This window comes from Mesorhizobium sp. 43Arga (assembly GCF_053714255.1).
The window spans coordinates 219,531-243,279 of sequence record NZ_JBSKBO010000009.1 but is presented as its reverse complement, the minus strand read 5'-3'; the positions used below and the strand labels follow the sequence as shown (position 1 = coordinate 243,279).

Annotated in this window: 18 protein-coding genes; 11 read left to right on the top strand and 7 right to left on the bottom strand. The window is 61.2% G+C overall.

Features of this window, described 5'->3' with window-relative positions; all coding sequences use genetic code 11:
* Position 1: 1 nt before the first annotated feature.
* The 3 genes from ACWGS8_RS27415 to ACWGS8_RS27405 all read right to left on the bottom strand — a co-directional run bounded on the left by ACWGS8_RS27415 (position 2) and on the right by ACWGS8_RS27405 (position 4,341).
* The gene (locus ACWGS8_RS27415; RefSeq protein WP_454583847.1) at positions 2-856 is read right to left on the bottom strand and encodes an MBL fold metallo-hydrolase; all 855 of its coding nucleotides are present in this window, start codon (positions 854-856) and stop codon (positions 2-4) included.
* Positions 857-988: 132 nt separating this feature from the next.
* Positions 989-1,438, bottom strand: a complete 450-nt coding sequence (locus ACWGS8_RS27410; RefSeq protein WP_454583846.1) for a cyclic nucleotide-binding domain-containing protein — start codon at positions 1,436-1,438, stop codon at positions 989-991.
* A 188-nt stretch (positions 1,439-1,626) separates the two neighbouring features.
* Positions 1,627-4,341 (bottom strand): ABC transporter transmembrane domain-containing protein, encoded by a 2,715-nt coding sequence (locus ACWGS8_RS27405; protein ID WP_454583845.1) that lies wholly within the window; start codon positions 4,339-4,341, stop codon positions 1,627-1,629.
* Between the two features lie 159 nt (positions 4,342-4,500).
* On the opposite strand from ACWGS8_RS27405, the gene ACWGS8_RS27400 reads away from it, so the two are divergent.
* Positions 4,501-5,175 carry a class I SAM-dependent methyltransferase gene (locus tag ACWGS8_RS27400; protein ID WP_454583844.1) on the top strand — a complete coding sequence of 225 codons (675 nt, stop codon included), beginning with the start codon at positions 4,501-4,503 and terminating at the stop codon, positions 5,173-5,175.
* A gap of 23 nt (positions 5,176-5,198) precedes the next feature.
* Here ACWGS8_RS27400 and ACWGS8_RS27395 read toward each other — a convergent pair whose 3' ends face one another.
* From ACWGS8_RS27395 to ACWGS8_RS27385, 3 genes are all read right to left on the bottom strand, one after another.
* Positions 5,199-6,107: a glycosyltransferase family protein gene (locus tag ACWGS8_RS27395; protein WP_454583843.1), complete on the bottom strand. Its 909-nt coding sequence runs from the start codon at positions 6,105-6,107 to the stop codon at positions 5,199-5,201.
* Between the two features lie 263 nt (positions 6,108-6,370).
* Positions 6,371-7,615, bottom strand: a complete 1,245-nt coding sequence (locus tag ACWGS8_RS27390; protein WP_454583842.1) for a glycosyltransferase — start codon at positions 7,613-7,615, stop codon at positions 6,371-6,373.
* A gap of 1 nt (position 7,616) precedes the next feature.
* Positions 7,617-8,831 (bottom strand): glycosyltransferase family protein, encoded by a 1,215-nt coding sequence (locus ACWGS8_RS27385; RefSeq protein ID WP_454583841.1) that lies wholly within the window; start codon positions 8,829-8,831, stop codon positions 7,617-7,619.
* Positions 8,832-9,456: 625 nt separating this feature from the next.
* On the opposite strand from ACWGS8_RS27385, the gene ACWGS8_RS27380 reads away from it, so the two are divergent.
* From ACWGS8_RS27380 to ACWGS8_RS27345, 8 genes are all read left to right on the top strand, one after another.
* Positions 9,457-10,839: an adenylate/guanylate cyclase domain-containing protein gene (locus ACWGS8_RS27380; protein ID WP_454583840.1), complete on the top strand. Its 1,383-nt coding sequence runs from the start codon at positions 9,457-9,459 to the stop codon at positions 10,837-10,839.
* Positions 10,840-11,000: 161 nt separating this feature from the next.
* On the top strand, positions 11,001-12,068 hold the full coding sequence (locus ACWGS8_RS27375) for a cyclic nucleotide-gated potassium channel (protein WP_454583839.1): 1,068 nt from the start codon (positions 11,001-11,003) through the stop codon (positions 12,066-12,068).
* 384 nt (positions 12,069-12,452) lie between these two features.
* Positions 12,453-12,590 (top strand): hypothetical protein, encoded by a 138-nt coding sequence (locus ACWGS8_RS27370; protein ID WP_454583838.1) that lies wholly within the window; start codon positions 12,453-12,455, stop codon positions 12,588-12,590.
* 134 nt (positions 12,591-12,724) lie between these two features.
* Positions 12,725-13,363, top strand: coding sequence for a DUF1326 domain-containing protein (locus ACWGS8_RS27365; RefSeq protein ID WP_454583837.1), 639 nt, complete (start codon positions 12,725-12,727; stop codon positions 13,361-13,363).
* 9 nt (positions 13,364-13,372) lie between these two features.
* Positions 13,373-14,236, top strand: coding sequence for a DUF2182 domain-containing protein (locus ACWGS8_RS27360; protein WP_454583836.1), 864 nt, complete (start codon positions 13,373-13,375; stop codon positions 14,234-14,236).
* Positions 14,237-14,355: 119 nt separating this feature from the next.
* On the top strand, positions 14,356-15,828 hold the full coding sequence (locus tag ACWGS8_RS27355; RefSeq protein WP_454583835.1) for a DUF5939 domain-containing protein: 1,473 nt from the start codon (positions 14,356-14,358) through the stop codon (positions 15,826-15,828).
* 100 nt (positions 15,829-15,928) lie between these two features.
* Positions 15,929-16,219, top strand: coding sequence for a hypothetical protein (locus ACWGS8_RS27350; RefSeq protein WP_454583834.1), 291 nt, complete (start codon positions 15,929-15,931; stop codon positions 16,217-16,219).
* Between the two features lie 320 nt (positions 16,220-16,539).
* A complete protein-coding gene (locus ACWGS8_RS27345; RefSeq protein WP_454583833.1) occupies positions 16,540-18,765 on the top strand; it encodes a mechanosensitive ion channel family protein in 2,226 nt (741 codons plus the stop codon).
* Positions 18,766-18,864: 99 nt separating this feature from the next.
* On the opposite strand, the gene tssH is transcribed toward ACWGS8_RS27345, so the two are convergent.
* A complete protein-coding gene (gene tssH / locus ACWGS8_RS27340) occupies positions 18,865-21,699 on the bottom strand; it encodes a type VI secretion system ATPase TssH (protein ID WP_454583832.1) in 2,835 nt (944 codons plus the stop codon).
* A gap of 329 nt (positions 21,700-22,028) precedes the next feature.
* Between tssH and tssA the strand changes: the two genes are divergently transcribed.
* Together tssA and tssB are read left to right on the top strand one after the other, a co-directional pair.
* Complete coding sequence (gene tssA / locus ACWGS8_RS27335; RefSeq protein ID WP_454583831.1) at positions 22,029-23,204, top strand: type VI secretion system protein TssA; 1,176 nt, start codon at positions 22,029-22,031, stop codon at positions 23,202-23,204.
* Between the two features lie 5 nt (positions 23,205-23,209).
* On the top strand, positions 23,210-23,746 hold the full coding sequence (gene tssB, locus ACWGS8_RS27330; protein ID WP_454583830.1) for a type VI secretion system contractile sheath small subunit: 537 nt from the start codon (positions 23,210-23,212) through the stop codon (positions 23,744-23,746).
* Positions 23,747-23,749: the final 3 nt, after the last annotated feature.

Here is a 23,749-nt window from a genome sequence, read left to right as displayed (position 1 = left end):
CTCAGCGTTTTTTGTGCAGTGAGACTGGAAATTTGAGCGTCTGGCCATCGCGCGCGGCAAAAGCGCCGGCAAACCTGTCTTTAGCCAGTTTCTCGATCTCGTCCAGTTCCTCGTCGGTGCGTGTCGGATCGTGGTGAAACAGCGCAAGCCCCCGCGCACCGGCCGCCTCACAGAGCTTGACGCCCTGTTGCCATGTCGAATGCCCGTGACCGCGGCGACGTTCCATCTCCTCCTCGGTGTAGGTGCAATCGTAAATGACGAGGTCGGCATCCTCGATCAGACCGAGCACCGCCTGATCGAGTTTGCCCGGCTCATGCTCGGTGTCTGTGATCACCGCCACAACGCGGCCGCCCCATTCGACCCGGTAGCCGATGCATCCGTCCGGATGGACAAGACTGCCGGTTCGGACCACCACCCCTTCGCGCGGCCGAAGCACGTCTCCGGATACGAAATCGCGGCAGTCGAGGCTTGCCTTGCAGATCTCCAATCTCACCGGAAACCACGGCGGCTGCATGAACTCATCGACCATCTGCCGGGTCGTCATGCGTCCTGCAAGATGTCCGGACCAAAGCCTAATCTTGACGCTCCGGTCATAGATCGGCGAAAAAAACGGCAGCCCGATAATGTGATCGTAATGGCAATGGGTGAAAAGCAGGTCGAAATCGGTCACGCCCGACGCCCGAAGCGCCCCGCCGGCAGGCCGCAGGCCAGAGCCTGCGTCGAACAGAAGCGTATGCTTACCGCAACGCATCTCAACGCAGATTGTGTTGCCGCCATAGCGAGAGAATTCTGGCCCCGATACCGAAATGCTGCCGCGCACACCCCAAAACCTGACCAGGAAAACGTCGTCGTCCATGCTAACCCTTTGCAGTCCCGTCGCCCATCGTAGCCAAACAACTGCTGCTAGGCGAGACAGGTTTTCTCCGGTGACGTTCTCAGCAAGAGGCCGGTGTGATCACGACGGCGAGGATTGAGCGCCTATCATTCACTATCTGGCGCTTCGTGCGTCGATCAGATCCGCGGTCGTATGGCTTAGGCGATCGGCAAGAACCCGCAATATCTCGATGGTCATTTCCGGGAACTCCTTCATAAGCCTCAGGAAATGGTCCTTGGGGATTCTCAGGGCTTCCAACGGGCTTGCCGCTCTGACGGTGGCCGTGCGGGAGCTGTTGCACAATATGGCGATCTCGCCAACAATCGAATTTGGCACCATTTCGGCAACCTTTATCGGTCCGCCTTCGGAATCGACCAGAATATCCGCCCTGCCTGAAAGGATGACATAGGCGGCGTCTCCCTCGTCGCCCTGCCGGAAAAGGATCTGGCCGGCGCTGTAGCTCACGCGATCGGATGTGAACGCAAGCAGCTTGAGCTTTGTCGGCTCTATGCCGGAGAACAAGGGAACGCGTTGCAGCATTCCAACCTCATCCTTGAGCAGCATTGTCGCAAACCTTCCCAAAACTCACATCCGTGAGACTAGAACAAACGACACCCAGATGGAATCTATTCTGTTTCCGCATTGCGAGACGAACCACGCGAAAGGCGACAAGCCGGTCAGCCGAAAACCTGAATCTCTTGACTTTGTAGCAAGTTCCATCGGCGGAATGATCCCATCCTTTGTCCAATGCTCTATGAGAGCAGTTCCTTGAAAGTGCCGTTTCCTGCCAAAAGTGTCTCGTGTGTTCCGTCCTCCACCAAACGACCCGAGTCGAAGACGACGACGCGATCAAACATCATCCCCATTGCCGGATTCGTCACGACCCACACAATTGCCGGCGAATGGCCGTCGCGTCTGGCTTCCTCCAGCACGTTTTGCAGCACCTTATGCTGCACGCGCTGGTCGAGCGCGGACAGCGGCCGGTTGAGAATGAGAAAATCGGGACGCTTGAGCAGGGCCCGGGCAACATCCAGTTTCTGCCGCTGTCCACCGGTCAGCCGCCTGCCGCCGGCGCCGACGTTGAAGTCCAGGCCAACATCCAGAAGCTCGGCGTAAAGCCCCAGTTCGTCAAGAATGTCGTAGACGATGGAGCGTATACGGTCCGGCGCGTCGGGATGGTTGTTGCCCACGCGCCCGAACAGGACATTGTCCATGACGGTAGCCGCGGAAATGTATTTGGCGGGATCATACCGTTCGACCGCATTTTGCAGTTCGGGCGGCAGGCTTTCATAGAACTGGTTGCGTGCAGCGACGATCTTGCTCATCAGTTCATCGCTCAGCAGGCCGAAGCGGTGCCTGGGCTCGATATAGGCAAAGCTCAAGGTGACGATCATGGCGCGGTCGTTCTCCGAAACCGCCTCGTAGGGACGGTTCTTGAGCCGTTGCAGCAAGGTTTCGTAGGCAGGTATCTCCTCGGCGCTCATGAAGGCCAGTTGCTGGAAGAACTGGTGATCGGGCGGCAGGTCGGCAAACAGCTCGATCGTCTGTTCGGCGATCTCCATGCCCATTTCGTAGAGCGTGCGGTCGAGGCCGGCTTGCCTCAGCACGGAAGCAAAATAGGGATTGGCCGCCAGAGCCCTGTCGGCCAGTTCAGGGCCGGCGGCAGCGCCGAAGAGCAGGTTTTGACCGATCGTCGCTTCCCTGTTGTAGGTGCCCGGTTCGAAAGGAACCACCAGTCCGCTCAGCCCTTCGTGTTCCAGCCGCGTTCGCAGCGCCGCACGCAGTTCGACGATCCGGCTGGCAAGCGCGGTGTGACGCGTCAGATCGGCCGAAGAGCGCAAGCCAAGATCCAGGATGTCGCGCGACAGAACAACCGCGTCGAGCACCCGGCGCACGGCCTCGAAGAGGTCGTGCGGGCCGGTAACGCCGGCGGAAGCATAGTCGATCCAGTCGCTGTGGATATCGAGATCCGTATTGCCGGATCGGCGCGCCTCGTTGATGTTCCAGCGGCGCTGGTCTGCCGCCGCACCGTCATAAGTCACCGAGGTCAGCGGCGCGTGCTTCAACCCGTAGAGCAGGTTATCGCGGAGGCTTGCCTGGAACAGGAAAACGTCCGACGACGCATAGGACATGCGCCGGCCGGTCACTGCTTCAGGGAGTTCAAGCAAGTCGTTGGCGCCCGAAGCGACCCTTCCGCTGTTGGGCCAGTTCAGCCGCGCGAAGGCTTCTGCAAGCGCCTCCGCTCCACCCGTTGCGGTGCTGACCAACGCCACCGTCTCGCCCCGCTTGACCTGAAGTGAAATGCGGTCGAGAAGCATTGCACCGCCATCGTCCGTCATCGACAGACTGATAGCCGAGAGCGGCTCGGTCATCGGACCGGGATCGTCGACCGTCAAGGCCCCGATTTTCGGCGAGATGACACCCTCGACGGTGAACTGTTCAACGACCTGCTGATACTTGACCTGGACATCCTGCCGCGCCTGATCCCAGTCGATCAGTTCCTTCATCGGCCCCGGCAGGTCCTTGTAGGCGCTGATCACGGCCACGAGCTGGCCGACGTCCAACCTCCCCTGGAGGACCAGATACCCGCCGATCATGTAGAACAGAAAGGGCGTGACCTGGGCGAGGAAATTGTTGAGGAACTTCACCATGAATTTCCATTGGTAAAGATCAAAGCGGATCTTGAAGATGAGCCCGAGCCGGGCAGCTATGTCGGCGCGCTCGTAGTTTGATGTATCGTGGACGTGAACCGTGCCAATGCCGTCGACGATTTCGCCGACCCGGCCCGAAAGCGCGCGCGCCGTCAGCTGCCGTTCGCGCCCGAGCACGATCAGCCGCCGCCGCATTCGCGGGATGAGCACGATCTGGATCGCCACGATGACGAGCGCTATCATCCCGAGCCAGACATTCTGAACCATAATGAACAGCATGGCCGTCAACGCCTGGCCGCCGAGCAGCACCGGCTGAAGGAAGGCATCGCCGATGAAGCCGCCCAGCGGCTCGACCTCGTCCTTCACCATGGTCGCCACTTCGGCGGATTTCACTCGTCTGAAGTAACTCGGCGGGAACCGCAGCACACGATCGACCAGATCGAAGCGGATACGCCGCAGCATGCGCTCGCCGAGGCGGCCCTTGTAGGTGTTGATGTAGAGTTTGAACAGGCCGTTGATAACGACCAGCAAGAGGAACACAAAGCTAAGGGCAAACAGCGTCTCCTTGCGGTCGAGCTGAAAACCGGAAAAGAACTGGACCTCTCCAACGAACGGCAGATCATAGTGTAGCTTCAGGAATGGCCGGGTCGCGCCCGCTTGCTCGAAGCCGCGACCTTGGATCGGGCCATTGACGATCAGCTTCGGCAGGTCGAATGACATGAAATACGGGATCATCGAAAGCAGGACGATCAACACTATCCCGACTTGCTGCTTCTTGGTGTGTGTCCAGATATAGCGGGCTAGGCGGGGTTCCATATGCGACTGCGGACCTTCAGTTTGCAGAACAAAAGTAAGAGCGCCGGCTGGTGAACGGCGCATCGGCAATCATCGCCGGCGACACATTCGAAGCCTGCGAGGTGGCTTGCGGGACAAGATTGCGTTGTGTCGCCCGAAATCCCAACATACAAGGCGAATATGATGGATGTCACGCAACCACGCAATGTCGGCGCGGATGGGCACGAGCAGGCCCTGGACCTTACGCGGGGAATCGCCGCGTATGTCAACCACCCTCTCGTGGCAGGGCTGGCGCGCGTCGTTGCCAAGCATCCAGGGGCCAATATCGCCAATGCCTTCAACCACAAGCAGGTCGCCTGCAAGCTGTGGGCGCTGGACAGCCTATTCGAAAGCTGCGGCGGCCGGTTCGGGCGCATTTGGGTTCTCGGTGGATGGTACGGCGTATTGCCGGCAATGCTTTTCAACGACGCCCGCTTCGACATCGCGGCGGTCGACAGCATCGACATCGATCCCGAAGTCGCGCCGGTCGCGCGGACGCTCAACCGGGAAGTCGGCGACCGGTTCCGGGCGCTGACTGCAGATATGTACGCACTCGACTATGCGGCCGGGCCGTTCGACCTGATCGTCAATACGAGCTGCGAACACATAGCCGATCTGCGCGCCTGGCTTGCTCTGCTTCCGCGGGGCACGAATGTACTGCTGCAATCCAACGATTATTTCAGCGAGCCGACGCACATCAACTGCGTGGCATCGCTGGCAGCCTTCGAAGCAATGGCGGCGTTAAAGGAGATACGGTTCTCCGGGGAACTGGCGACGACGAAATATACGCGCTTCATGCTGATTGGGACTGTTTAGACTGGGGTCCATCTTCTGTTCGATCATATATTTTTGCGAAACCGCGCTCCATTTTTTAGGCACCATGTTCGATACCGCTCGCGCAGGATTTGCGCCGAGTGACGCGCGCCTTCCAGATCGAGACGATGCGCTGACGGCGTCGACGCCCCAACCGCCTGTTCGATCGCCTGCGCCAAATTCTCAGGCGTTAGGTCCCTTTCCATCAGCACGGTTGCAAGGCCGAGTTCTTCGAGCATCAGGGCGCGAACCGTTTGTTCGGTTTCCCCGCCAGCTGCAAATGGAACGAGCAGGGAGCGGCAACCCGCGCGCAGGACATCGCAGACCGTGTTGTAACCCGCCTGTGAGACTGACACGCGGGCACCGGCCAGGAGGCCGGCGAAATCCTCGCGGAACCTGAAAATCGACAGGCCCGGCGTGGTATCGCCCGCGATCGCGTCAAACTCGGCTTTTGGCAGGTTTGGGCCGGTGATCAAACACCATTTCCAACCGTCGTTGGCATTGCGCGCCGCTGCGATGGTGGAACTGACAAGGCTCTTTCCGGCAGCCCCGCCGCCAACCGACACCAGAACGTCGAAGCGCTCTTCGGCCGCGAGCGATGGCGGCGCGGCAACGAGCCCTGTGTAGGCGATCTCGGCCCTGATCGCCCCAGCCAGTGGAAATGTCTTGTCGATAGTTGCGAAAGCCGGGTCGCCGTGGACCATGACAAGGTCGAAATGTCCGTTGATGAGATCGACCGTTTCCTCGTTCCGGCCCGGCTTGACGCGCTCCTGCAGGATATCGCGGACGGATGTCGCCAGCATCGGTCTGGGCGAAGTCGCTTCGATGGCCTCGATCAGCGGCAGAAGTTCGAAAAGCATCTGCCGGCGTCCAAATGGAAACGCCTCGACAATGACGATCTCAGGCTTGCAATCCCGGAATGCCTGCAGCAGCATCTCGGAACGCCGTTTCTTGAAATCGTCGTCGATGGGTTTGCCCTGCAGGTCGACAAGTCCGGAAAATCCTTCGTCACCGGAGGTGACAGGCGGCAGGGTTACAGATTTCACCCCCGGTCCGGGAAACCCCGCGACCGGCGTCCCGCCGGTTGCGACGGTGACGTCAAACCCGTCATCGGCCAGAGCCGCCGCAATACGGCTGGCGCGCGCCAGATGGCCGATGCCGAGCAGGTGCTGGACATAGAAGAAAGCGCGCAGCCGCTTCATTCGGCAGCCTGCCACTCCTGCTGGAACAGTTCCTTGAGCTGCCCAATGCTTGCCATATGATCGAAATTGCTTCGCACGCGCCGCTCTGCGGCCTCGCCGAGGCGGGCGCGCAGCACAGGATCTCGGATCAGGCGCTCCAGCGCCTGGGCCAGGGCAATTGGGCTTTCGGCCGGAACCAGCAGCCCGGTTTCATCCGGCGACAAAAGCTCCGGCACGCCGGAAACATTGGTCGACACGCAGGCAAGCCGCTGGCTGGCCGCCTCCACCAGAACATTCGGCAGACCGTCCCGGTCGCCATTTGCGGTGATCCTGCAGGCCAGGGCGAAGATGTCGGCGCGGCGGTAGTGCTCAAGCACCTCTTCCTGCGCAAGCGCGCCTTTCCAAGAGATGCGACCATCCAGTCCGAGCTTTTGCGCCAGCGCCTTGAGCCGTTCGAGTTCCTCGCCGCCGCCGATATGCTCGAAACGCCAGGCCAAATCGTCAGGCAGAAGGGCAAGAGCCTCCAGCAAGGTATCGTAACCTTTCTTTTCAACGGCGCGCCCGACGCTCAGAACGATAACCGGTCCATCCGGCGCCGAGCCGTTGTGCTGCTCTCGCGCCTCGCCGAAACTGCCGAAGCGATCGAGGTCGAGCCCATGATAGCTCAGATGCACAGACGAGTTGCCGCTGGCGAGTTCTTTCAGACGGTCGAAGCCCGATTTCGAGCAAGTGACTGTCCAGCGCGCCGAGGAAAGCTTGCCAGCCAGGTCCCAGTCCGCCGAAGTCCAGATGTCCTTGGCATGGGCTGAGCAACTCCAAGGCAGGTTACGAAGCTGGCTGGCGTAGCGCGTCACTGATGCCGGCGTGTGCGCGAAATGTGCATGCAACCATCCCGCGTCTTCCGGCCATTCGGCCGCTAGCACGAGCGCTTGCCCGAAGCGGCGCATGCGATTGCGCGTAAAGTCGCGGAAGATATCGGTAGCCAGCGATCGGAGCGCGCGCCAGAAGCCCGGCCGCGGCAGACAAGCAAGCAGCGAGCGAACCACGCGCAGCGGCTCTTCATGCAAATATTCCGGCAGATAATGGACGGGCGCTTTGATCTCGTCATGCACGGGGTGGCGTTTTGCGTCGGTCGGCCGCCTGAGCGCGACGAGTATCAGGTCGAACCCCGCACGCTCCAGACCGAGCAGTTCCTGCGCGATGAATGTCTCCGACAGCCGCGGATAGCCCTTCAGAACCACGACGATCTTGCGACGTTGCAACTCAGTTCATTCCTTCAATGACGGAAAGGTGATGGCCGGCCCGCCGATCGAGCAGTTCCGCGACGATTTCGGAAATATGAGGCAGCCCTTCCAGCGTCAGATGCGGGTTGCTCTGTGATGGGCTGGGCCGGTGCGGCAGCGCCACCAGTGCATCGGCAAACCGCTGGGAATCCTTGGCTTCTTCGGGCAAAAGCATCTCGATCAGGCCGAGTTCGGCCGCGCGGCGAGCGCGGATCAGCTGCTCCTCGCGGGGCTTGACGCGCGGCACGATCAGCGCCGGCTTGTCGAAAGACAGTATCTCGCAATAGGTGTTGTAACCGCCCATCGCCACTACCGCCTTGGCGCCGGCAATCAGGTCTTCCATGCGGTTGTCGAACTCGATGATCTTAATGTAGGGGATCTTGGCCCCCTTCTTGAGCAGCTTGTTGCGCTTGCGCGCCGGCATGTAAGGTCCAAGCACGATCAGCGCTCTGTGCTGCAATTGCGGATCCTGCTGATAGGCATCGATGACGTCGTGAATCAGTTCGGAACCGTCACCCCCGCCACCGGTGGTAACGAGGATATAGTCGCCCTCGGGCCGGTGGCCGGGCAACTCGCTCCGCTGCAGGCTCCGTTGTAGGAAACCGACGAACCTCATCTTTGCCCTGACAGCCTGCGGCACATCCAAGCCGGTCAACGGATCGTAGAAATCCGGCGGACCATAGGCCCAGATCTTGTCGTAGAACAGGGCTATCTTGCGCATCACATCCTTGCGTTCCCACTCTGCCTCGAGCAGATGCGGCGCATCCATCACCTCGCGCAGGCCAAGCACGAGCGTGGTGCCGTGCGTTTTGAGGTAGGACAGCGTTTCCTCAATCTCACCGTGCAGGCCGAGTGGCTCCTTGTCGACGATGAAGATATCCGGCCGGAACGTCTCGGCTGTATGTCGGATGATCGACTGGCGCATCCTTAGCGTCTCATGCAGATCGATATCCTTTTCCAGCGAGGTGTATTCGCCGTTGCGCAACTTGATGACGCTAGGGATCTTCACGAAGTCGACGCGGGCGCGGTAATTGAAGGCGCCAGCGATCGTCGCGCCCGAAATGATAAGCACGTGAAGTCCGCGAAAATCCTCGACCAACGAATGCGCGATCGTCCGGCACCGCTGCAAGTGGCCGAGCCCGAACGTGTCGTGGCTGTACATGAGAATTCTAGCATTTTGTGCGTGATGGGTCATTGTTGAACGTCTTTTAGAATTCTCGCCTTGACGACGGTGGGCGCCCCCCGCAGGCTTCGAAACCGTCTTGGGTCTACCAACTTGTCCGACTTGCAGCAGGGGGCATGGAGCCGCTTAGCCCTTTCGTCGTTCCCTATAGAGCATCCAGGGCGGCGATAGCGAATACAATCAAGGCCCACTCGACCCAATAGGTATTTGGGTCATGGACCCGGTCTACGATGCGATCCTTAAAATTGATCCTGCCGGTCCAGAGGGAATAGGCAACCAGGGGGATGCTGGCAAGCTCAAGCGCGATCAGAGCGCTTCTCATCATTAGCCGGTCGGGTTTTCTCATACGTCCTTCATAACAGCCCACCAAGAATTTCGGCAACGGGGTCGCCTCCATCGATTCAACGATTCGAAATTTCAAGCTGATGCACTATCGGCAGGCGCCACGGTCAACTCGCCTGAACCTTCGTTGTCCGCCCGGCAAGCGGTCGATGCCGATACAAATGGTCGTATGTCTGGTCCCCGCGACGAAGCCATCCCGGCTCGTCGGCGCCCGAATATTGCATGATTCGATTGCCTGGGCCGATTGGTGCTACACTGGCAAGCCAGCCAACGCTGCGGACTCCTGTTCAAGAATATGACCAAAGTAACCGCTCTACCTGACCAGATCGATTTTGACGTGGCCGCCGACGAGACCTTGCTCGAGGCGGCTCTCAGATCGGGTGTGCCGTTCGCACATGCCTGCGGCGGTCGGGCGAAATGCTCGACATGCCGCGTCTGGGTGCTCGATGGCCTGAAGGCCTGCCCGGACCGGAATTCCGATGAGACTTCGATGGCGGACCGGTTGAGATTGGCGGATGAGGTTCGGCTGGCCTGTCAGCTCAGGCCGGAAGGCGAGCTTCGCGTCCGACGCCTGGTGCTGGACGAAACCGACATGATGATCACCAGCCAGCTTGGCGGTTCCGCCGCGACGCGTTGCGGTGAAGCAAAGCATGTTGCGGTCTTCTTCAGCGACATTGTCGATTTCACGGCGCTGTCTGAGCGGCTTTCGCCCTACGACGTGATGTATCTGCTCAATCGCTACTTCGCCCAGGTCGGCGACAGCATCGAGCAGAATGGTGGTTTCGTCGACAAGCTCATCGGCGATGGGCTCATGGCAATATTCGGTATCGACGACCAGCCCGACGCTCCGCTCCGCGCCGTGAACGCCGCGCTTCAGACCCTTGCCACAGTCGATCGTCTGAAGCCGTTCTTTGCCTCGATGTATGGCATCGATTTCGATATTCGAATCGGCCTCAACTATGGCGAAGCCGTCATCGGCACATTGGGTTTTGCCGGAAACGAACGTCTCACGGCAATCGGCGACGTGGTGAATCTGGCCAGCTGGATCGAGGCGGCCAACAAGGATGCCGGTACGCGACTGCTGATATCCGAGGCCCTCCGCGACCAGATCGCCGACAAGGTGGAAATCGCCGACTTCGTCAGGGTACGCCTTCGCGGTACCGTCGAGCGCACGAGCCTGTTCGAAATCGTCAGGCTGAAGCCCGAAATTGACGCGGAGTTGAATGCCAAGGGGCTTCGCGAAACCATCCGTCACGGCGGCAGGAGGTGGATTCGCGCTTTTGCCGAAGACGAGCTTCAGCCCTACGAACGCCGGATCCTCGATTTTGAGAACTACGATATCGTCGTCATTCGCGGATCCGACAGCTATTGCGCGTTCAACAATGCCTGCCCGCACCTTCATCTGCCGCTCTACGAACGCCGAAGTTCCGCTCAGGCCGAAGTGCTGAAGCTCCCACACACGGAAAGTACGATCACCTCGGATCTTGGCTTGGTCTGCCGCTGGCATCAGAGTTGTTTCGACCTGTCTACTGGCGAAATCAGGGGGTGGGCGAAGTTGCAGCACGACGGCACCAGTGCGGGCTTTGAGATTTTGGGTGACATTTCGAAAAACCGCGCAAAGCTGATTGTATATCCCTGCCGAAAGCAGGACGGTTTTGTGTGGATCGGGCTCGAGTGAAGCGACGTTCCGACATTTCAGTTTTCCGTCGCGATGGCCTATATGTTCACGTCCGGTCACGAAGCAAGCCGGACATCTGAGTGCACCGTTGGCAAACGCACCTTTACGCTTGCCTTGAAGGCATCCTATTTTGAAGGGTAGTAGCCGCCCGTGGGCACAGAATGTCGGTACTGCCTTTCTTAAGAATTTATGCGCCGCTCAACGCGGTGCTGGCTGCGCCTGGGTTGCTGGCAGTGGCTGCGCTCACGACTCCGGACATGTCCGGACGAAGCAGACTGGCTCTGGCTGCCCTGCTCGCTGTCATCTGGAGCGCCTATCTCCTGCAATTGGCCGCGACGTTGCTCAAGCGCCGAGCGGGAGACGTACGGGACAGGACGCCCAAAATCGCCATCGATGTGCTCGCGGTCTTGGTTCCACTCGCCGCATTTCTGCTCGTCGGCACGCCTGACCGGAGCCTCTACTGTGCTGTCTGGCTGCTGAAACCGCTGCGCGACTCGACTTTCTTCCCGGTGCTGGGCAGGGTCCTGGCCAACGAAGCGCGCAATCTGATCGGCGTCACCACGCTCTTTGGCGTCGTTCTGTTCGGTGTCGCGCTCGCGGCCTATGTCATCGAGCGCGACATCCAACCGGAAAAGTTCGGCAGCATCCCCCAGGCAATGTGGTGGGCGGTGGTCACGCTGTCCACCACCGGCTATGGGGACACTATCCCGCAAAGCTTCGCCGGCCGCCTCCTTGCCGGGGCGGTCATGATGAGTGGCATCGGCATCTTCGGGCTCTGGGCCGGCATTCTTGCCACCGGCTTTTATCAAGAAGTCCGTCGCGGGGATTTCGTCCGCAATTGGCAATTGGTCGCCGCCGTGCCGTTGTTTCAGAAGCTCGGCCCGGCCGTGCTGGTCGAGATCGTGCGCGCGTTAAGAGCCCGCACGGTGCCGGCGGGCGCCGTGATCTGCCGCCTTGGCGAGCCCGGTGATCAGATGTTTTTCGTCGTGGAGGGACGCGTCAGCGTCGCGACGCCGAATCCGGTGGAGCTTGGCCCTGGCGCTTTCTTCGGCGAGATGGCGCTGCTCAGCGGCGAACCGCGTTCGGCGACGGTCAGCGCCGTAACGGCGGTCTCACTCCTGTCGCTGCACTCGGCGGATTTCCAGATGCTGTGCGGCAGCAGCCCGGAGATAGCGGAAATCATCCGCAAGACCGCGCTCGAGCGGCGCGGCGCGGTACCGACGGCTTGACCGTACTAGACGTGCAGTTCCGGACCGCAGTGGCGTATCGTCAGAGGAGATGCGACGGCAAGGTTGCCAATTGCCTGACGATGGTGAGCGGCTGGAACTACATGGTGCGGCTAGCCGGTGGGTGCGCCGACACGCATGGGCGGCTCAAACGACGATGGCGGCCCCGGTTTGCCCGCTACCAAGGAATTCAATCCATTCGCATCGCGCTTATTTTCTAGTAGGCTGTCACGAGGCAAGATTGAGGATGCGGCGTGAGGCGGTAGTCAACGATCGACTTCTCGAAAGCAGGATGACCAAGGTGGAGCAGGCGCGAGCCTGGAGCCCACGCGTCATCTCGAAATTCGAGACACTGATCAAGAGCGCCGACGACCAGAATGAAACGACATGGACAGCCTGGTTGCGGCGCGGCCGCAGATGATCGGCCTTCTGGATACGATGCGCGATATGCTGGAGGATCTCGGCGACGACCTCGGCGTGACCGATCCTGTCTCCGGAACGGTCGTCGCCGACATCGGGATATGAAGTGGCCCGGTGGGTTTGCACCGCTCGATCACCAATATTGGGGCATTTCCATCAAGTCAGCGATCCACGCACGAACTGCTGGAGCGCGACCAGACTTCGACGTATAATCAGGCCCGATCTCCGGAGGACACGCCATGAATGCAGTGCCTCAATGGCGGCTCGCAGGCGACTGGTTCGACATCTGCAGCTGCGACATCCCTTGCCCTTGCGAGTTCGCCCAGCGGCCAACCGGCAATCACTGCCAGGGCGTGCTCGCCTGGCATGTGCGTGAGGGTCGGTATGGGGGCGTGAAGCTCGACGGCCTGACGGTGGTGGCGCTCGGCGAGTTCGAAGGCAATCTATGGGCCGGCGAGGCAAAGGCTATGATGGGCATGTATCTCGACGAGAAGGCGGATGATGCGCAGCGCGAAGCCCTGCGGGCGATCTTCGGCGGCCGCGCCGGCGGCTGGCCCGCGGGCTTTGCCGCCAATATCGGCGAGGTGCGTGGCATGGAGTTCGTGCCGATCATTTTCGAGGTGGCGGGCGACCTGGCCACTTGGCGGGTCGAAATTCCTGGCCTCGTTGTTGGGCGCGCAGAGGCGCTTTCCGGCCCTACCACACCACCTGGCAAGCGGGTGCAGACGGTCAATCCGCCGGGTTCGGAGGTCGGCCCCGGCCAGGTTGCCACCTGGGGGCGTTCTGTCGAGGTGAGCACCAAAGGCTTCGGGCTCGACTGGACCGGCACGGCCCGCTCGAGCAAGCACATCCCGTTCGACTGGACCGGCCCGAACTAGGGCATGACAATGACTGACGGGTTCCTTAGAAATTCGCGGCGGTCCACCCGGAATCTGCGCGGCATCCCGCTCGGTCTACTCGCATCGCTCGCCGCGCTGACGGCAGTGGCGTGGGCGCTCACCCTCTACCGGACCTTCAGCATGGATGTGCCCATGGGCATTGCCGTGCGCGGCGGTATGGAGGGTATGGAAGGCATGGCCGGCATGGCGATGGCCGGAATTGCCGCCGACGGCTGGTCATTTGCCGGCGCCGCCGCTTTTGTCGCTGTTTGGACCGTGATGATGGCCGCCATGATGCTGCCAGCTGCAGCGCCCATGATATTTATGTTCGCGGCGGCGCAAGCCAGGCGCGAACAACATGTGGCCGTCCCGACGTGGACCTTCGTCGCGGGCTATATGCTCGTCTGGGCAGCGGCGGGCCTTGTCGTATATGTCCTGGTCCAGCTCGGCAGCGACGTTGCAACGAGCCTCGATCCGCCCCAGCGTTCGAAATGGGCGCCGCTCGCACTCGGTGCCACGCTTGGCGTCGCCGGACTCTACCAATTCACGACCCTCAAGCACATTTGCCTCAGCCATTGCCGTTCGCCACTCGCTTTCGTTGCGCAGCACTGGCGCGACGGGTATGTTGGCGCGCTCAAGATGGGACTGCGCCACGGTCTCTATTGCTTTGGCTGTTGCTGGGCGCTGTTTGCCGTGCTGGTCGCAACCGGTGTCATGAGCGTCGCCTGGATGTTGCTTTTGACGCTGCTCGTCTTCGTCGAGAAGCTGCTGCCTCGTGGCCGCCGCTTCGAGGGTAGTTTGGGCGTTGCTTTGGTGGCCCTTGGGATCATTGTATCGCTCGGGGCGATCGATATGCCTTGGATGGGCGGCTAGACGAGCAGGAGCATAAGCATCTCTGCTGTGCCGGCAGGCGCTTTCAAAGGCAATCCATTCGTATCGCGCTGGTTTCTTAGTAGGCTGTCGCGCGATGGGCGGCAAGGTTGAGGTCCGGCGTGACGGTAGTCGACGATCGTCTTCTCGAGAGCAGGATGACCAAGGTGGAGCAGGCGCGAGCCTGGAGCCCTCGCGTCATCTCGAAATTCGAGACGCTGATCAGGAGCGGCGACGACCACTCACTCTATCGTGTCAATCCGCTGGCCTTCGCTCGCGAACGTGCAATCGCCGAGCCTGAAGCTATCGACCTCTTCCTTCATGCCGCCCGCTATGGCTTGTTCGACATGAGCTGGGATGTGCTTTGCCCCCAGTCCGGGATGGTGCTCGACAGTTTCGGCGCCCTGCGCACGCTGAAGACCCACTACGTCTGTGGCCTGTGCGACGTATCGGGCGACACCGACCTCGACGACTTTATCGAGGTCACCTTCTCGATATCACCGAAGTTGCGGCGCCTGCCGTACCACAATCCCGAGACGCTCCCCGTTGAGGATTTTCACTGGAAGCTCCACTTCGGACATGACGGGCGGCTGCCTGGCCAAGACGTTCGCTTTCTTGACGTTCTGCGCGGCTTCGTTCGGGGCATGACGTTTCTGCCGCCCGGCACCACGACAATGCTCCGCGCCGACCTAGGACCGGGCGCCCTTTCGGGCGTCAACGTGCAGACGCAGGCCGCATTCGCCGTGCCAATATCAGGCGATCCGGTGTTGGCGCCGACACTTCTGAAGATCGACTATGACGGGAAACGCTTCTTGCCGGCGTTGCCCGCCGTGCCACCTGGTCCGATTGTCCTTGAAATAGCGAATAGGGGGCCAGTGCGAGGTTCGTTGCTTGTCATCAACTGGCCGCCCGAGCTTGTCGCGCTGACGACCAAGCCGGCGCTCGATTTCGACCCTTATGTTTCCGGTGGAGCGCTGCTTGCGCGGCAAACCTTCCGCCAACTCTTCCGGTCCGAACGTGTCGACGAGAAGGAGGGGCTTGGCATCCGGCAGATCACCTTCCTGTTCACCGACCTCAAGGGCTCGACCGCCATGTATGAGCGCCTGGGCGACCTCAACGCCTATGCTTTGGTCCGCGAGCATTTCGCTCTGGTGAACGCGGCGGTTCAGCAACATTCCGGAGCGGTGGTCAAGACGATTGGGGATGCGGTGATGGCTGTGTTCTCGCAGCCGTCGGATGCGATTTCTGCCGCACTCCACATTTTTGAAGAAATTGATCGCTTCAACGGCGACCATGACGGGCCGGGGATCATCCTCAAGATCGGTGCCCACTGCGGACCGTCGATCGCCGTGACGCTCAACGACAACCTCGACTATTTCGGCCAGACCGTGAATGTCGCCGCGCGCGTGCAGTCCTTGGCAGAAGCCGGACAGGTCTGCATTTCCGAGGCGCTCTATTCCGCGCCCGGGGTTCGCGAAATGCTTGCCGGCCATGGTGTCGTGGCTTTTGACGCGCCTCTTCGAGGTGTAGAGGGTGATGCAACCGTCTATCGCATTAGCTGCGCGACCTACGATACGCGCAGGCCCGCGCCATAGGCGACACCGAGCGCGGCCTTGTACTTGATGCCAGGTGCTGCTTCGAGCAGCCGCGCCGCTTCCTGCTGGGTGTGGGAGCCAGGCTCCGCATGAGCATGTCTTGTTGCATACGCTGGCGAAGCGGCGTGATGGGCGCATCGGTCGAGAGGGTATCCATGGTGAGTTCCTCTCGTTGAAGGAACTCCATGATCAGATCGCAGCTTCGCTCAAGACCAATGCCGGTCACGCCATCTCACAACGAGGTGCCCCTCCCGCGAAGCGGATTCGTGCATGCGGCGCGAAGCTGCCATTCGCACCTTTGACGCTGCGGGCCAATCCAGGCCAGGGTGACGAACTCGCGCTGGAGATGCACGACGAGACTGGCTTCACAATGGTCGACCCACTTGTATAATAGGCCCAGGATCCTAGTGCCGGGCGTTCTACGCGCAGCATGACGGTTACCCAGTTCATAGAACGGCCGGAGACCTAGCCGAGGTCGGGATGCCCTGCCCCCGGCAACAATCACCGCAAAGCACTCTGCACAACGGTCCAGCTCGGAACGATGAAGCCTTGCACTACAACATCGGTTTCTTCAATACGAGTAACGGCGGACATAGACGTCGTTGCTTACCGATTTGACCGGAAGGTTACAGGACGATGCTACCGATGATTCGACGATTGGGAACCGGAGCTCTGGCGCGCCCGGCAAGACGGCTCGGAAATCCGACTGGGATGTTTGTCCTGATTGCCAGGCTTCTCGTCTTGGGGATCGCCCTCTGGTTGGCTGGCCCGGCACAGGCGCAGGCGCCAACGACCGTCGCGCCTGAAAAGGTCAAACAGCTATTCGAGCTTCTCAACGATCCGTCAGTGAAGGCTTGGGTGGCCGAACAACGGAATCAGGACGCCGGGTCAAAGGGAGCGCCTGCCGCGGCGGGAGCTTCGCCGGCCGACGCACCGTCCGACGCCATGGCCGCACCAGGCCAGATGAATACGATGGCATCCTCGACGCTCGATCGGATCAAGCATCATATCGAGCGGATCATGCGAACCGTGCCCTCGCTGCCCGGCCAGTTTGCGCGCGTTCGGGAAGCGACCATGGAGGATATGTCCAGCAGGGGGGCAGCGGGGGTATTTTTGCTGGTTGCAATGTTCATCGCTGCCGGTCTGGCGGTGACCTGGGCGACGTACAAGCTCACCCGCCCATTTCGTCTTTGGATTATCGCGCAATCGAAGGATACGCCCATCGGGCGAGCCAAGAAGATTGGTGGCCGCCTACTTTATTCCAGCCTGCTGATCGTCTCGTTCGCGCTGGGCAGCGCCGGCGCGTTCATGCTGTTCGACTGGCCGATGCTTATCCGCGAGATTGTGCTGACATTTCTGATGGCCGCAGTCTTCACATGGGGTGTGCGCACTTACGTTTTAGCCATGCTCGTCCCTTCCTTCATGCATGTCGAGAATGCCGTCGAGGTTCGTGCCTTGCCGATCACCAACGAAACGGCCGACCATTGGTTCTATTGGCTACCGCGGATCGTCGGCGTCTTCGCCTTCTTCGCCGCCGCCTTCAACCTCTTGCCAGGTCTCGGCATCGACCAGGACGGAATGATGGTCCTGTCGGTCGGCGCCGATTTCATCATGCTGCTGCTCTTCCTGCTGGCCATTTGGCGCCGGCCAAGAACGCAGCGAGACGGTGCGCGCCACGGCGGTCACATCGGAGTGACATGGTTTTTGACTGCTTATTTCGTCGTTCTGTTGCTGGAGCGCATCGCCGGCCTCTACACCTTCTTCTGGTTCACCTTCGCCGCATTCTTCCTGCCCTTGGCAATCGTGCTGGCGGAGCGCGGGGTAAATTTCGTCCTGCGGCCGGGTTCGGAAGATGCTGGCCGGCCGACGATTCCGGCGGTGACGGTAGCAGTCGTCGATCGCGGTATCAGGATGATTTTTATCCTCGCGGCAGCTTACTTTCTCGCGCGTGTCCTGGGCCTGGACATGCAATCCATGCGCGACGGCGATACGACCACAACGCTCATATTGCGCGGCCTGATCAATGTCGTGGTCATTGCGCTTGCCGCCGATTTCGGCTGGTCGATCATCAAAGCCTTGATCGAACGAAAGCTGGGCATCCAAACGCCGCACGCGGTGATCGGCGAGGAGGACATTCTGACCCTCGATCCGCAGCAGGCGCGGCTGCGCACGCTCTTGCCCATCATCCAGAACATTCTGCTCGCGGTGATCGTCGTGATGGCGGTGCTGATGATGCTCGCCTCAATCGGCATCCAGATCGCCCCCCTGATCGCCGGCGCCGGCGTCGTCGGCGTCGCCGTGGGTTTTGGCGCACAAACCATCGTCAAGGATGTGATCTCAGGCGTGTTTTATCTGCTCGACGATGCTTTTCGTGTCGGCGAATACATTTTATCGGGCAGCTACAGGGGTACGGTGGAGAGCTTTTCGCTGCGCTCGGTGAAGCTGCGCCACCATCGTGGCCCGCTGTTCACAATACCTTTCGGTGAACTCGGGGCGGTCCAGAACCAGAGCCGCGACTGGGTCACCGACAAATTCAACGTCACCGTTGGCTATGACACCGATATCGAGCTCGCGCGCAAGCTGATCAAGCGGATAGGCCTCGAACTGGCGGAAGATCCCGAATTCAAACATTGGGTGCTCGAACCGATCAAAATGCAGGGCGTACAGGAGTTCGGCGAATACGGCATTGTCTTGAGACTCAAAGTCACAACCAGACCGGGAGGTGCCTTTAGCATGAAAGGCAGATTCTTCCTACGCCTCCGCCAAGCCTTCAAGGAGCAGGGCATCGAACTCCCATTCCCGACCGTCCACATCCAGGGGCCACAAAACCCACACGAGGCAGAGAGTGCGCCGCTGGAGATCACACCCGAGTTAAGAATGGCCGTCGCGCAGTCGCACACCAATCGGCGCAGAAAAAAAGCTGGCACAACGGAGTAGGAAAGCTGTCACACCTGCCGGTCACCGCGCGGCTTTTCCGCATCGCCCGTGGAGCGGTTCGGTCGGTGCGAAGGCACGAACGGCGAACCCCGACGAGCTCTATTCAAAAGAGTAGGTAAATCCTTCCGACGAGGCACCGACGGTGACTTTTGTCATCTTCTTGCCCTCCAGCGAGCGATTGAGCACGCCGCGGCTGAGTTCCGGCAGCAGCGTGTTGGTGAGGATGGCGTCGATCATGCGTCCTCCGGATTCGATTTCGGTGCAGCGCGCCTTGACCATGTCCATGACACCGTCGCCGATCACCAGCTCGGCATCGTTGGTTGCCTTGAGGCGCCGCGCGATCTTGCCGAAATGGTGCCTGGTGATCGCCTCGATCATCGCGTCCGAGAGCGGATAGTAAGGGATTGTCACCACGCGGCCGAGGAAAGCGGCCGGAAACACTCTCAGCAACGGGCTGCGCAAGGCGGTGTCCAGATCATCCATGCCGGTGCGCAAGGCGCCGTTCTTCGTGCGGTCCATGATAACCTCGGAGCCGACATTCGAGGTAAGAAGGATCAGAGTGTTCTTGAAATCGATCCGGCGCCCTTCGCTGTCGTCCATCATGCCCTTGTCGAAGACCTGGAAGAAGATCTCGTGTACGTCCGGATGCGCCTTCTCGACCTCGTCGAGCAGGATCACCGAATAGGGCTTGCGCCGAACGGCCTCGGTCAGGATGCCGCCCTTGCCATAGCCGACATAGCCGGGCGGCGCGCCCTTCAGCGTCGAGACCGTGTGCGCCTCCTGGAATTCGGACATGTTGATCGAAATCAGGTTCTGCTCGCCGCCATAAAGCGTTTCGGCAAGCGCCAGGGCTGTCTCGGTCTTGCCGACCCCCGAGGGGCCGCAAAGCAGGAACACGCCGACCGGCTTCTCCGGCGCGCCGAGGCCGGCGCGGCTGGTCTGCACGCGTCTCGCGATCATCTCCATCGCATGGTCCTGACCGACAACCCGCTCAGACAAAGTGGCGGCGAGCTTGAGCGCCTTCTCGGTCTGGCTGGACAGCATCCGTCCCGTCGGGATGCCGGTCCAGTCCTGGACAACGGCAGCCACCGCATTGCGATCGACCGACGGCAGGATCAGCGGGGTCTCGCCCTGCGCCTCGGCAAGTTCCGCCATCAATTCACGCAGTCGTGCCAGATCGGCAGTGGAATCCGGCACAGCAACAGGCTCGTGCGCAGCAGCGGCGTCCATCCTTGCCGCCTTTGCCTTCGTGGACTTGCTCTTCGAGCCCTTGGGTTCAGCGGTCTCGGGTTTCGGCGTTTTGGCCTCAGGTGCCTTGCTTTCGCGCGCCTCGGCAGCTGGCGCACCGACGGCCTCGCCCGAAGCGGCCTCCCCGCCCTCCACCGCGTCAAGCGGCACGCCCTCGCCTCGGAGTTTGGCGCGCATGTCGAGAATCTCGGCGACTAGCGCCTTTTCCCGATCCCAGCGCGCTTGCGCTGCCGCAAGCGTGGTCTCGGTTTCCGCCAACCCGGCCTCCACGCGAGCCTGTCTGTCGGCCACTTCGATCCCGATTGCTGCCTCACGGCCGATGATGCCTTCCTCGACCTCGAGCGCCTGACGGCGGCGCAGAATGTCCTCTACCTCCGCCGGCGTAGCGTGCTGCGAAACGGCAACGCGGGCACAGGCGGTGTCGAGGAGGCTGACCGCCTTGTCCGGCAGCTGCCTGGCTGGAATGTAGCGGTGCGAAAGCGAAACCGAAGCCTCGATCGCCTCGTCAAGGATCTGCACCTTGTGGTGCTGCTCGAGAACACCGGCGACACCGCGCAGCATCAGCACGGCCACCGTCTCGGAAGGCTCTTCGATCTTGACCACCTGGAACCGACGGGTCAGCGCCGGATCCTTCTCGATATGCTGCTTGTATTCGGCCCACGTCGTGGCGGCGATGGTGCGAAGCTCGCCGCGCGCGAGCGCGGGCTTGAGGAGATTGGCCGCATCGCCGGTTCCCGCCGCGCCGCCGGCGCCGATCAGCGTGTGCGCCTCGTCGATGAAGAGGATGATCGGCGTCTCCGAGGCCTGGACTTCGTCGATGACGGCCTTCAGCCGCTTTTCGAACTCGCCCTTGACGCTGGCGCCCGCCTGCATCAGCCCGACATCGAGCATGCGTACGCTGACATTCTGAAGCGTCGGCGGCACGTCGCCCTCGGCGATGCGCAAGGCAAAGCCCTCGACGACCGCCGTCTTTCCGACACCCGCCTCGCCGGTCAGGATCGGGTTGTTTTGCCGGCGCCGCATCAGGATATCGACAATCTGGCGGATTTCAGGATCGCGGCCAACGACCGGATCGATCTTGCCATCGCGGGCACGCTGGGTCAGGTCGGTGGCGTATTTGGCAAGTGCAGAATCCCCGCCCGGGCCGCGTCTCATCGGTGTTTCGGCCGCTGCGGCAGGAGGTGAGCCGGCTTCGAGCGAGCCCTCGGTGACGTCGGCGAAGCGGGCAATGACCCCGTCCGCATCGATCTTGTCGAATTCGGCGCTGATTTTCGAAACCAGCCCTTCCAGCACAGGGATCTTCAGGCAGGCGAGAAGAATGTGCGCACTGCGCACCTCCTCGACACCGAATTCCAGTGTGGCCAGGCTCCAGCCTTCCTGTATGGCATGGAAGATGTGATCGGAGAATTCCTCCACCGAGGTCGCCCCGTAGGGCAGCTTGTCGATGGCGCGGGTCATATCGGCCGTCAGCCGGCTGACATCCAGCCCGGCATCGGCGACGATCATCTGCACATCCGAGCGCTCTGACAGCACCAGCTGCTGGACGAAATGAACGAGCTCGACATAGGGGTTGCCGCGCATCTTGGCCGTGTCCGCGGCAGCCTTGAAGGCGCGCACCCCCGTGGGATTGAGCTTTGCAACCAGTTCCTTGCGCTTGAAACTCTGCGACGATCGGCGCTGTTCCATTGAACCTGCCCCCGAAATCTGCTGACCGTACCCTGCCATAGAAGCGGCCGCTTGACAAAGCCGTGTGACGAACGAGGCCTTCTGACCCGGTTCGGGCGGCACCTCGTGGTTACACAAGCCCTGCAAACTCCCGCAACAAACCCGGATTGTGGTCCGAACCATGCGAGCCATTTCGCATGCCCGGCCGCCAATCGCGCAATGGGTTTGGTCGAAAGACTACCGGAGATTCAGCTTCTGTTAGTTTTTGAGGAAGTGCTCAATTGTCGTGGCATGGGACCGATGATAACGTTGCGTCACATGGGTCACAGGGCCCTTTGCTGGGGGTAGGTGTGATTGATCTCGCACTCTGGCTGAATCCTCTGGACGGTGCGAACCCGTCGGGAGAGGATTTACGCAACGACCCGGCTTTTCACGAGCTGGAGCGGCTCACGGAAGCCCAGCTCAAGGTCGTCCACGACGGCGGCAACAAGGCTTCGCAGTCAACCAGCTCCGTCGACTGGGCGGCCGTCCTCGAAAAATCGGAAGAGCTGCAGTCGCGCGGCCGGGATTTGCGCCTTCTGGTCATCGTCACGCGCGCGCTGGCCAATGAAGAGAAGCTCGCCGGCCTCACCCAGGGGCTGACCCTGATCGCAAGGAGTTTCGACCAGTACTGGGATACGATGCATCCTGCTTTGCGGACGGGTGCCACGCCCCGCGACGCGGCGCTGCGACGCATAAATGCGCTGCTTGACCTCCAGAACGGCCAGGAAGGCCTGCTGGCGAACCTCAGGCAGACCGTCTTCTTCTCACCGCGCGCCATCGGGCCGATCAGCGGGCGAGACCTGGAACAGGCAGCGCTCGACGAGCGCATCATGCTCCAGGAAGCTGCCTCCGGCCTGGGAACCGCCGAAAAAGCGGCGCTGACGGCCGCCCACAACCAGTTGTTGAACCGGGTACGCACAGGATGCGCGGCGCAGATCGACCAGGCCGCGGACGCTGTCACGACACTTTTGGCCGATGCGCGCGCCGCGATTTCGGCGCTGGAAGCGGTGGATACCGCGCTCAATGCCCGCATCGACGGTAACGGCGCGGCGGTTCCCGATTTGAAGAAGTTCCTGCAGCGCTTGTTGACGACGCTGGAGCGGAATTCCAGCGCCGGCGCCATGGCCAACGGTGCGGCAAAGCCCGCCCCGCATCCGGCCCAACCGGCATCGACGCCCAACCAAAACGGTCATGGAGCCGAGACGATGGCAAGTGTGGCAAGCTCTGTGGAACCCGGCGCCGGCCTGCCCGACCGGATCAACTCGCGCGACGAGGTCGTCAAATGCCTCGATCTCGTGGTTGCCTTCTACGACCGTACCGAACCCTCCAGCCCTATCCCGCATCTCGCCCGGCGCGTGCGCAGGATGGTGCACATGGATTTCGTGGAACTGATGGAAGATCTCGCCCCGTCGGGGCTGAAGGAATTCCGGCTGCTTGCCGGTGTCGCCGATCCCAAGAAGCCGGCCCAGAAGGATGAAAGGTAACCAGCATGCCAGCAGAGAGCAAAGCCAAGGTCATCGAAAGAAACCGCGCCCCGCGCGTGCAGATCGCCTACGATGTCGAAACCTACGGCAGCCCCACGACGATCGAGTTGCCGTTCGTCATGGCCGTCATGGCCGACCTTTCCGGCGCTTCGCAGACCAAGGAGGCGTCGAAGTCGGTTCTGGACCGCAATTTCGTCGAAACCGACGCCAACCGCTTCCCCAAATTCATGGAAGCGATGGGACCGCGCGTGAAGGCGCGCGTGAAGAACACGTTGCCGCAAGCCGAAGGCGCCGAGCGGGACGAGGAATTGGCGATCGATCTCACCTTCTCCAAAATGGGTGATTTCGCGCCGGACAAGATCGCCGAGCAGGTGCCGCAACTGGCCGAGATCCTCAAGATGCGGCGGCAACTCGAGGAACTGCTGGGCTTCATGGACGGCCGAGTCGACGCTGAAAAGCGCATCGCGCAGCTTCTGAACAACGAGCCGCTGCTGAGCAGGATCGCCAGCCAGGCGATGTCTGACGGCAAGGGCGAGGAGTAAGTC

What these genes read in the sequence shown, in the direction of transcription:
- ACWGS8_RS27415 (WP_454583847.1), bottom strand. Translation starts at nt 856, where the DNA reads ATGGACGACGACGTTTTCCTGGTCAGGTTTTGGGGTGTGCGCGGCAGC.
- ACWGS8_RS27410 (WP_454583846.1), bottom strand. Translation starts at nt 1,438, where the DNA reads ATGCTGCTCAAGGATGAGGTTGGAATGCTGCAACGCGTTCCCTTGTTC.
- ACWGS8_RS27405 (WP_454583845.1), bottom strand. Translation starts at nt 4,341, where the DNA reads ATGGAACCCCGCCTAGCCCGCTATATCTGGACACACACCAAGAAGCAG.
- ACWGS8_RS27400 (WP_454583844.1), top strand. Translation starts at nt 4,501, where the DNA reads ATGATGGATGTCACGCAACCACGCAATGTCGGCGCGGATGGGCACGAG.
- ACWGS8_RS27395 (WP_454583843.1), bottom strand. Translation starts at nt 6,107, where the DNA reads ATGCTGCTGCAGGCATTCCGGGATTGCAAGCCTGAGATCGTCATTGTC.
- ACWGS8_RS27385 (WP_454583841.1), bottom strand. Translation starts at nt 8,831, where the DNA reads ATGACCCATCACGCACAAAATGCTAGAATTCTCATGTACAGCCACGAC.
- ACWGS8_RS27380 (WP_454583840.1), top strand. Translation starts at nt 9,457, where the DNA reads ATGACCAAAGTAACCGCTCTACCTGACCAGATCGATTTTGACGTGGCC.
- ACWGS8_RS27375 (WP_454583839.1), top strand. Translation starts at nt 11,001, where the DNA reads ATGTCGGTACTGCCTTTCTTAAGAATTTATGCGCCGCTCAACGCGGTG.
- ACWGS8_RS27370 (WP_454583838.1), top strand. Translation starts at nt 12,453, where the DNA reads ATGGACAGCCTGGTTGCGGCGCGGCCGCAGATGATCGGCCTTCTGGAT.
- ACWGS8_RS27365 (WP_454583837.1), top strand. Translation starts at nt 12,725, where the DNA reads ATGAATGCAGTGCCTCAATGGCGGCTCGCAGGCGACTGGTTCGACATC.
- ACWGS8_RS27360 (WP_454583836.1), top strand. Translation starts at nt 13,373, where the DNA reads ATGACTGACGGGTTCCTTAGAAATTCGCGGCGGTCCACCCGGAATCTG.
- ACWGS8_RS27345 (WP_454583833.1), top strand. Translation starts at nt 16,540, where the DNA reads ATGTTTGTCCTGATTGCCAGGCTTCTCGTCTTGGGGATCGCCCTCTGG.
- tssH (WP_454583832.1), bottom strand. Translation starts at nt 21,699, where the DNA reads ATGGAACAGCGCCGATCGTCGCAGAGTTTCAAGCGCAAGGAACTGGTT.
- tssB (WP_454583830.1), top strand. Translation starts at nt 23,210, where the DNA reads ATGCCAGCAGAGAGCAAAGCCAAGGTCATCGAAAGAAACCGCGCCCCG.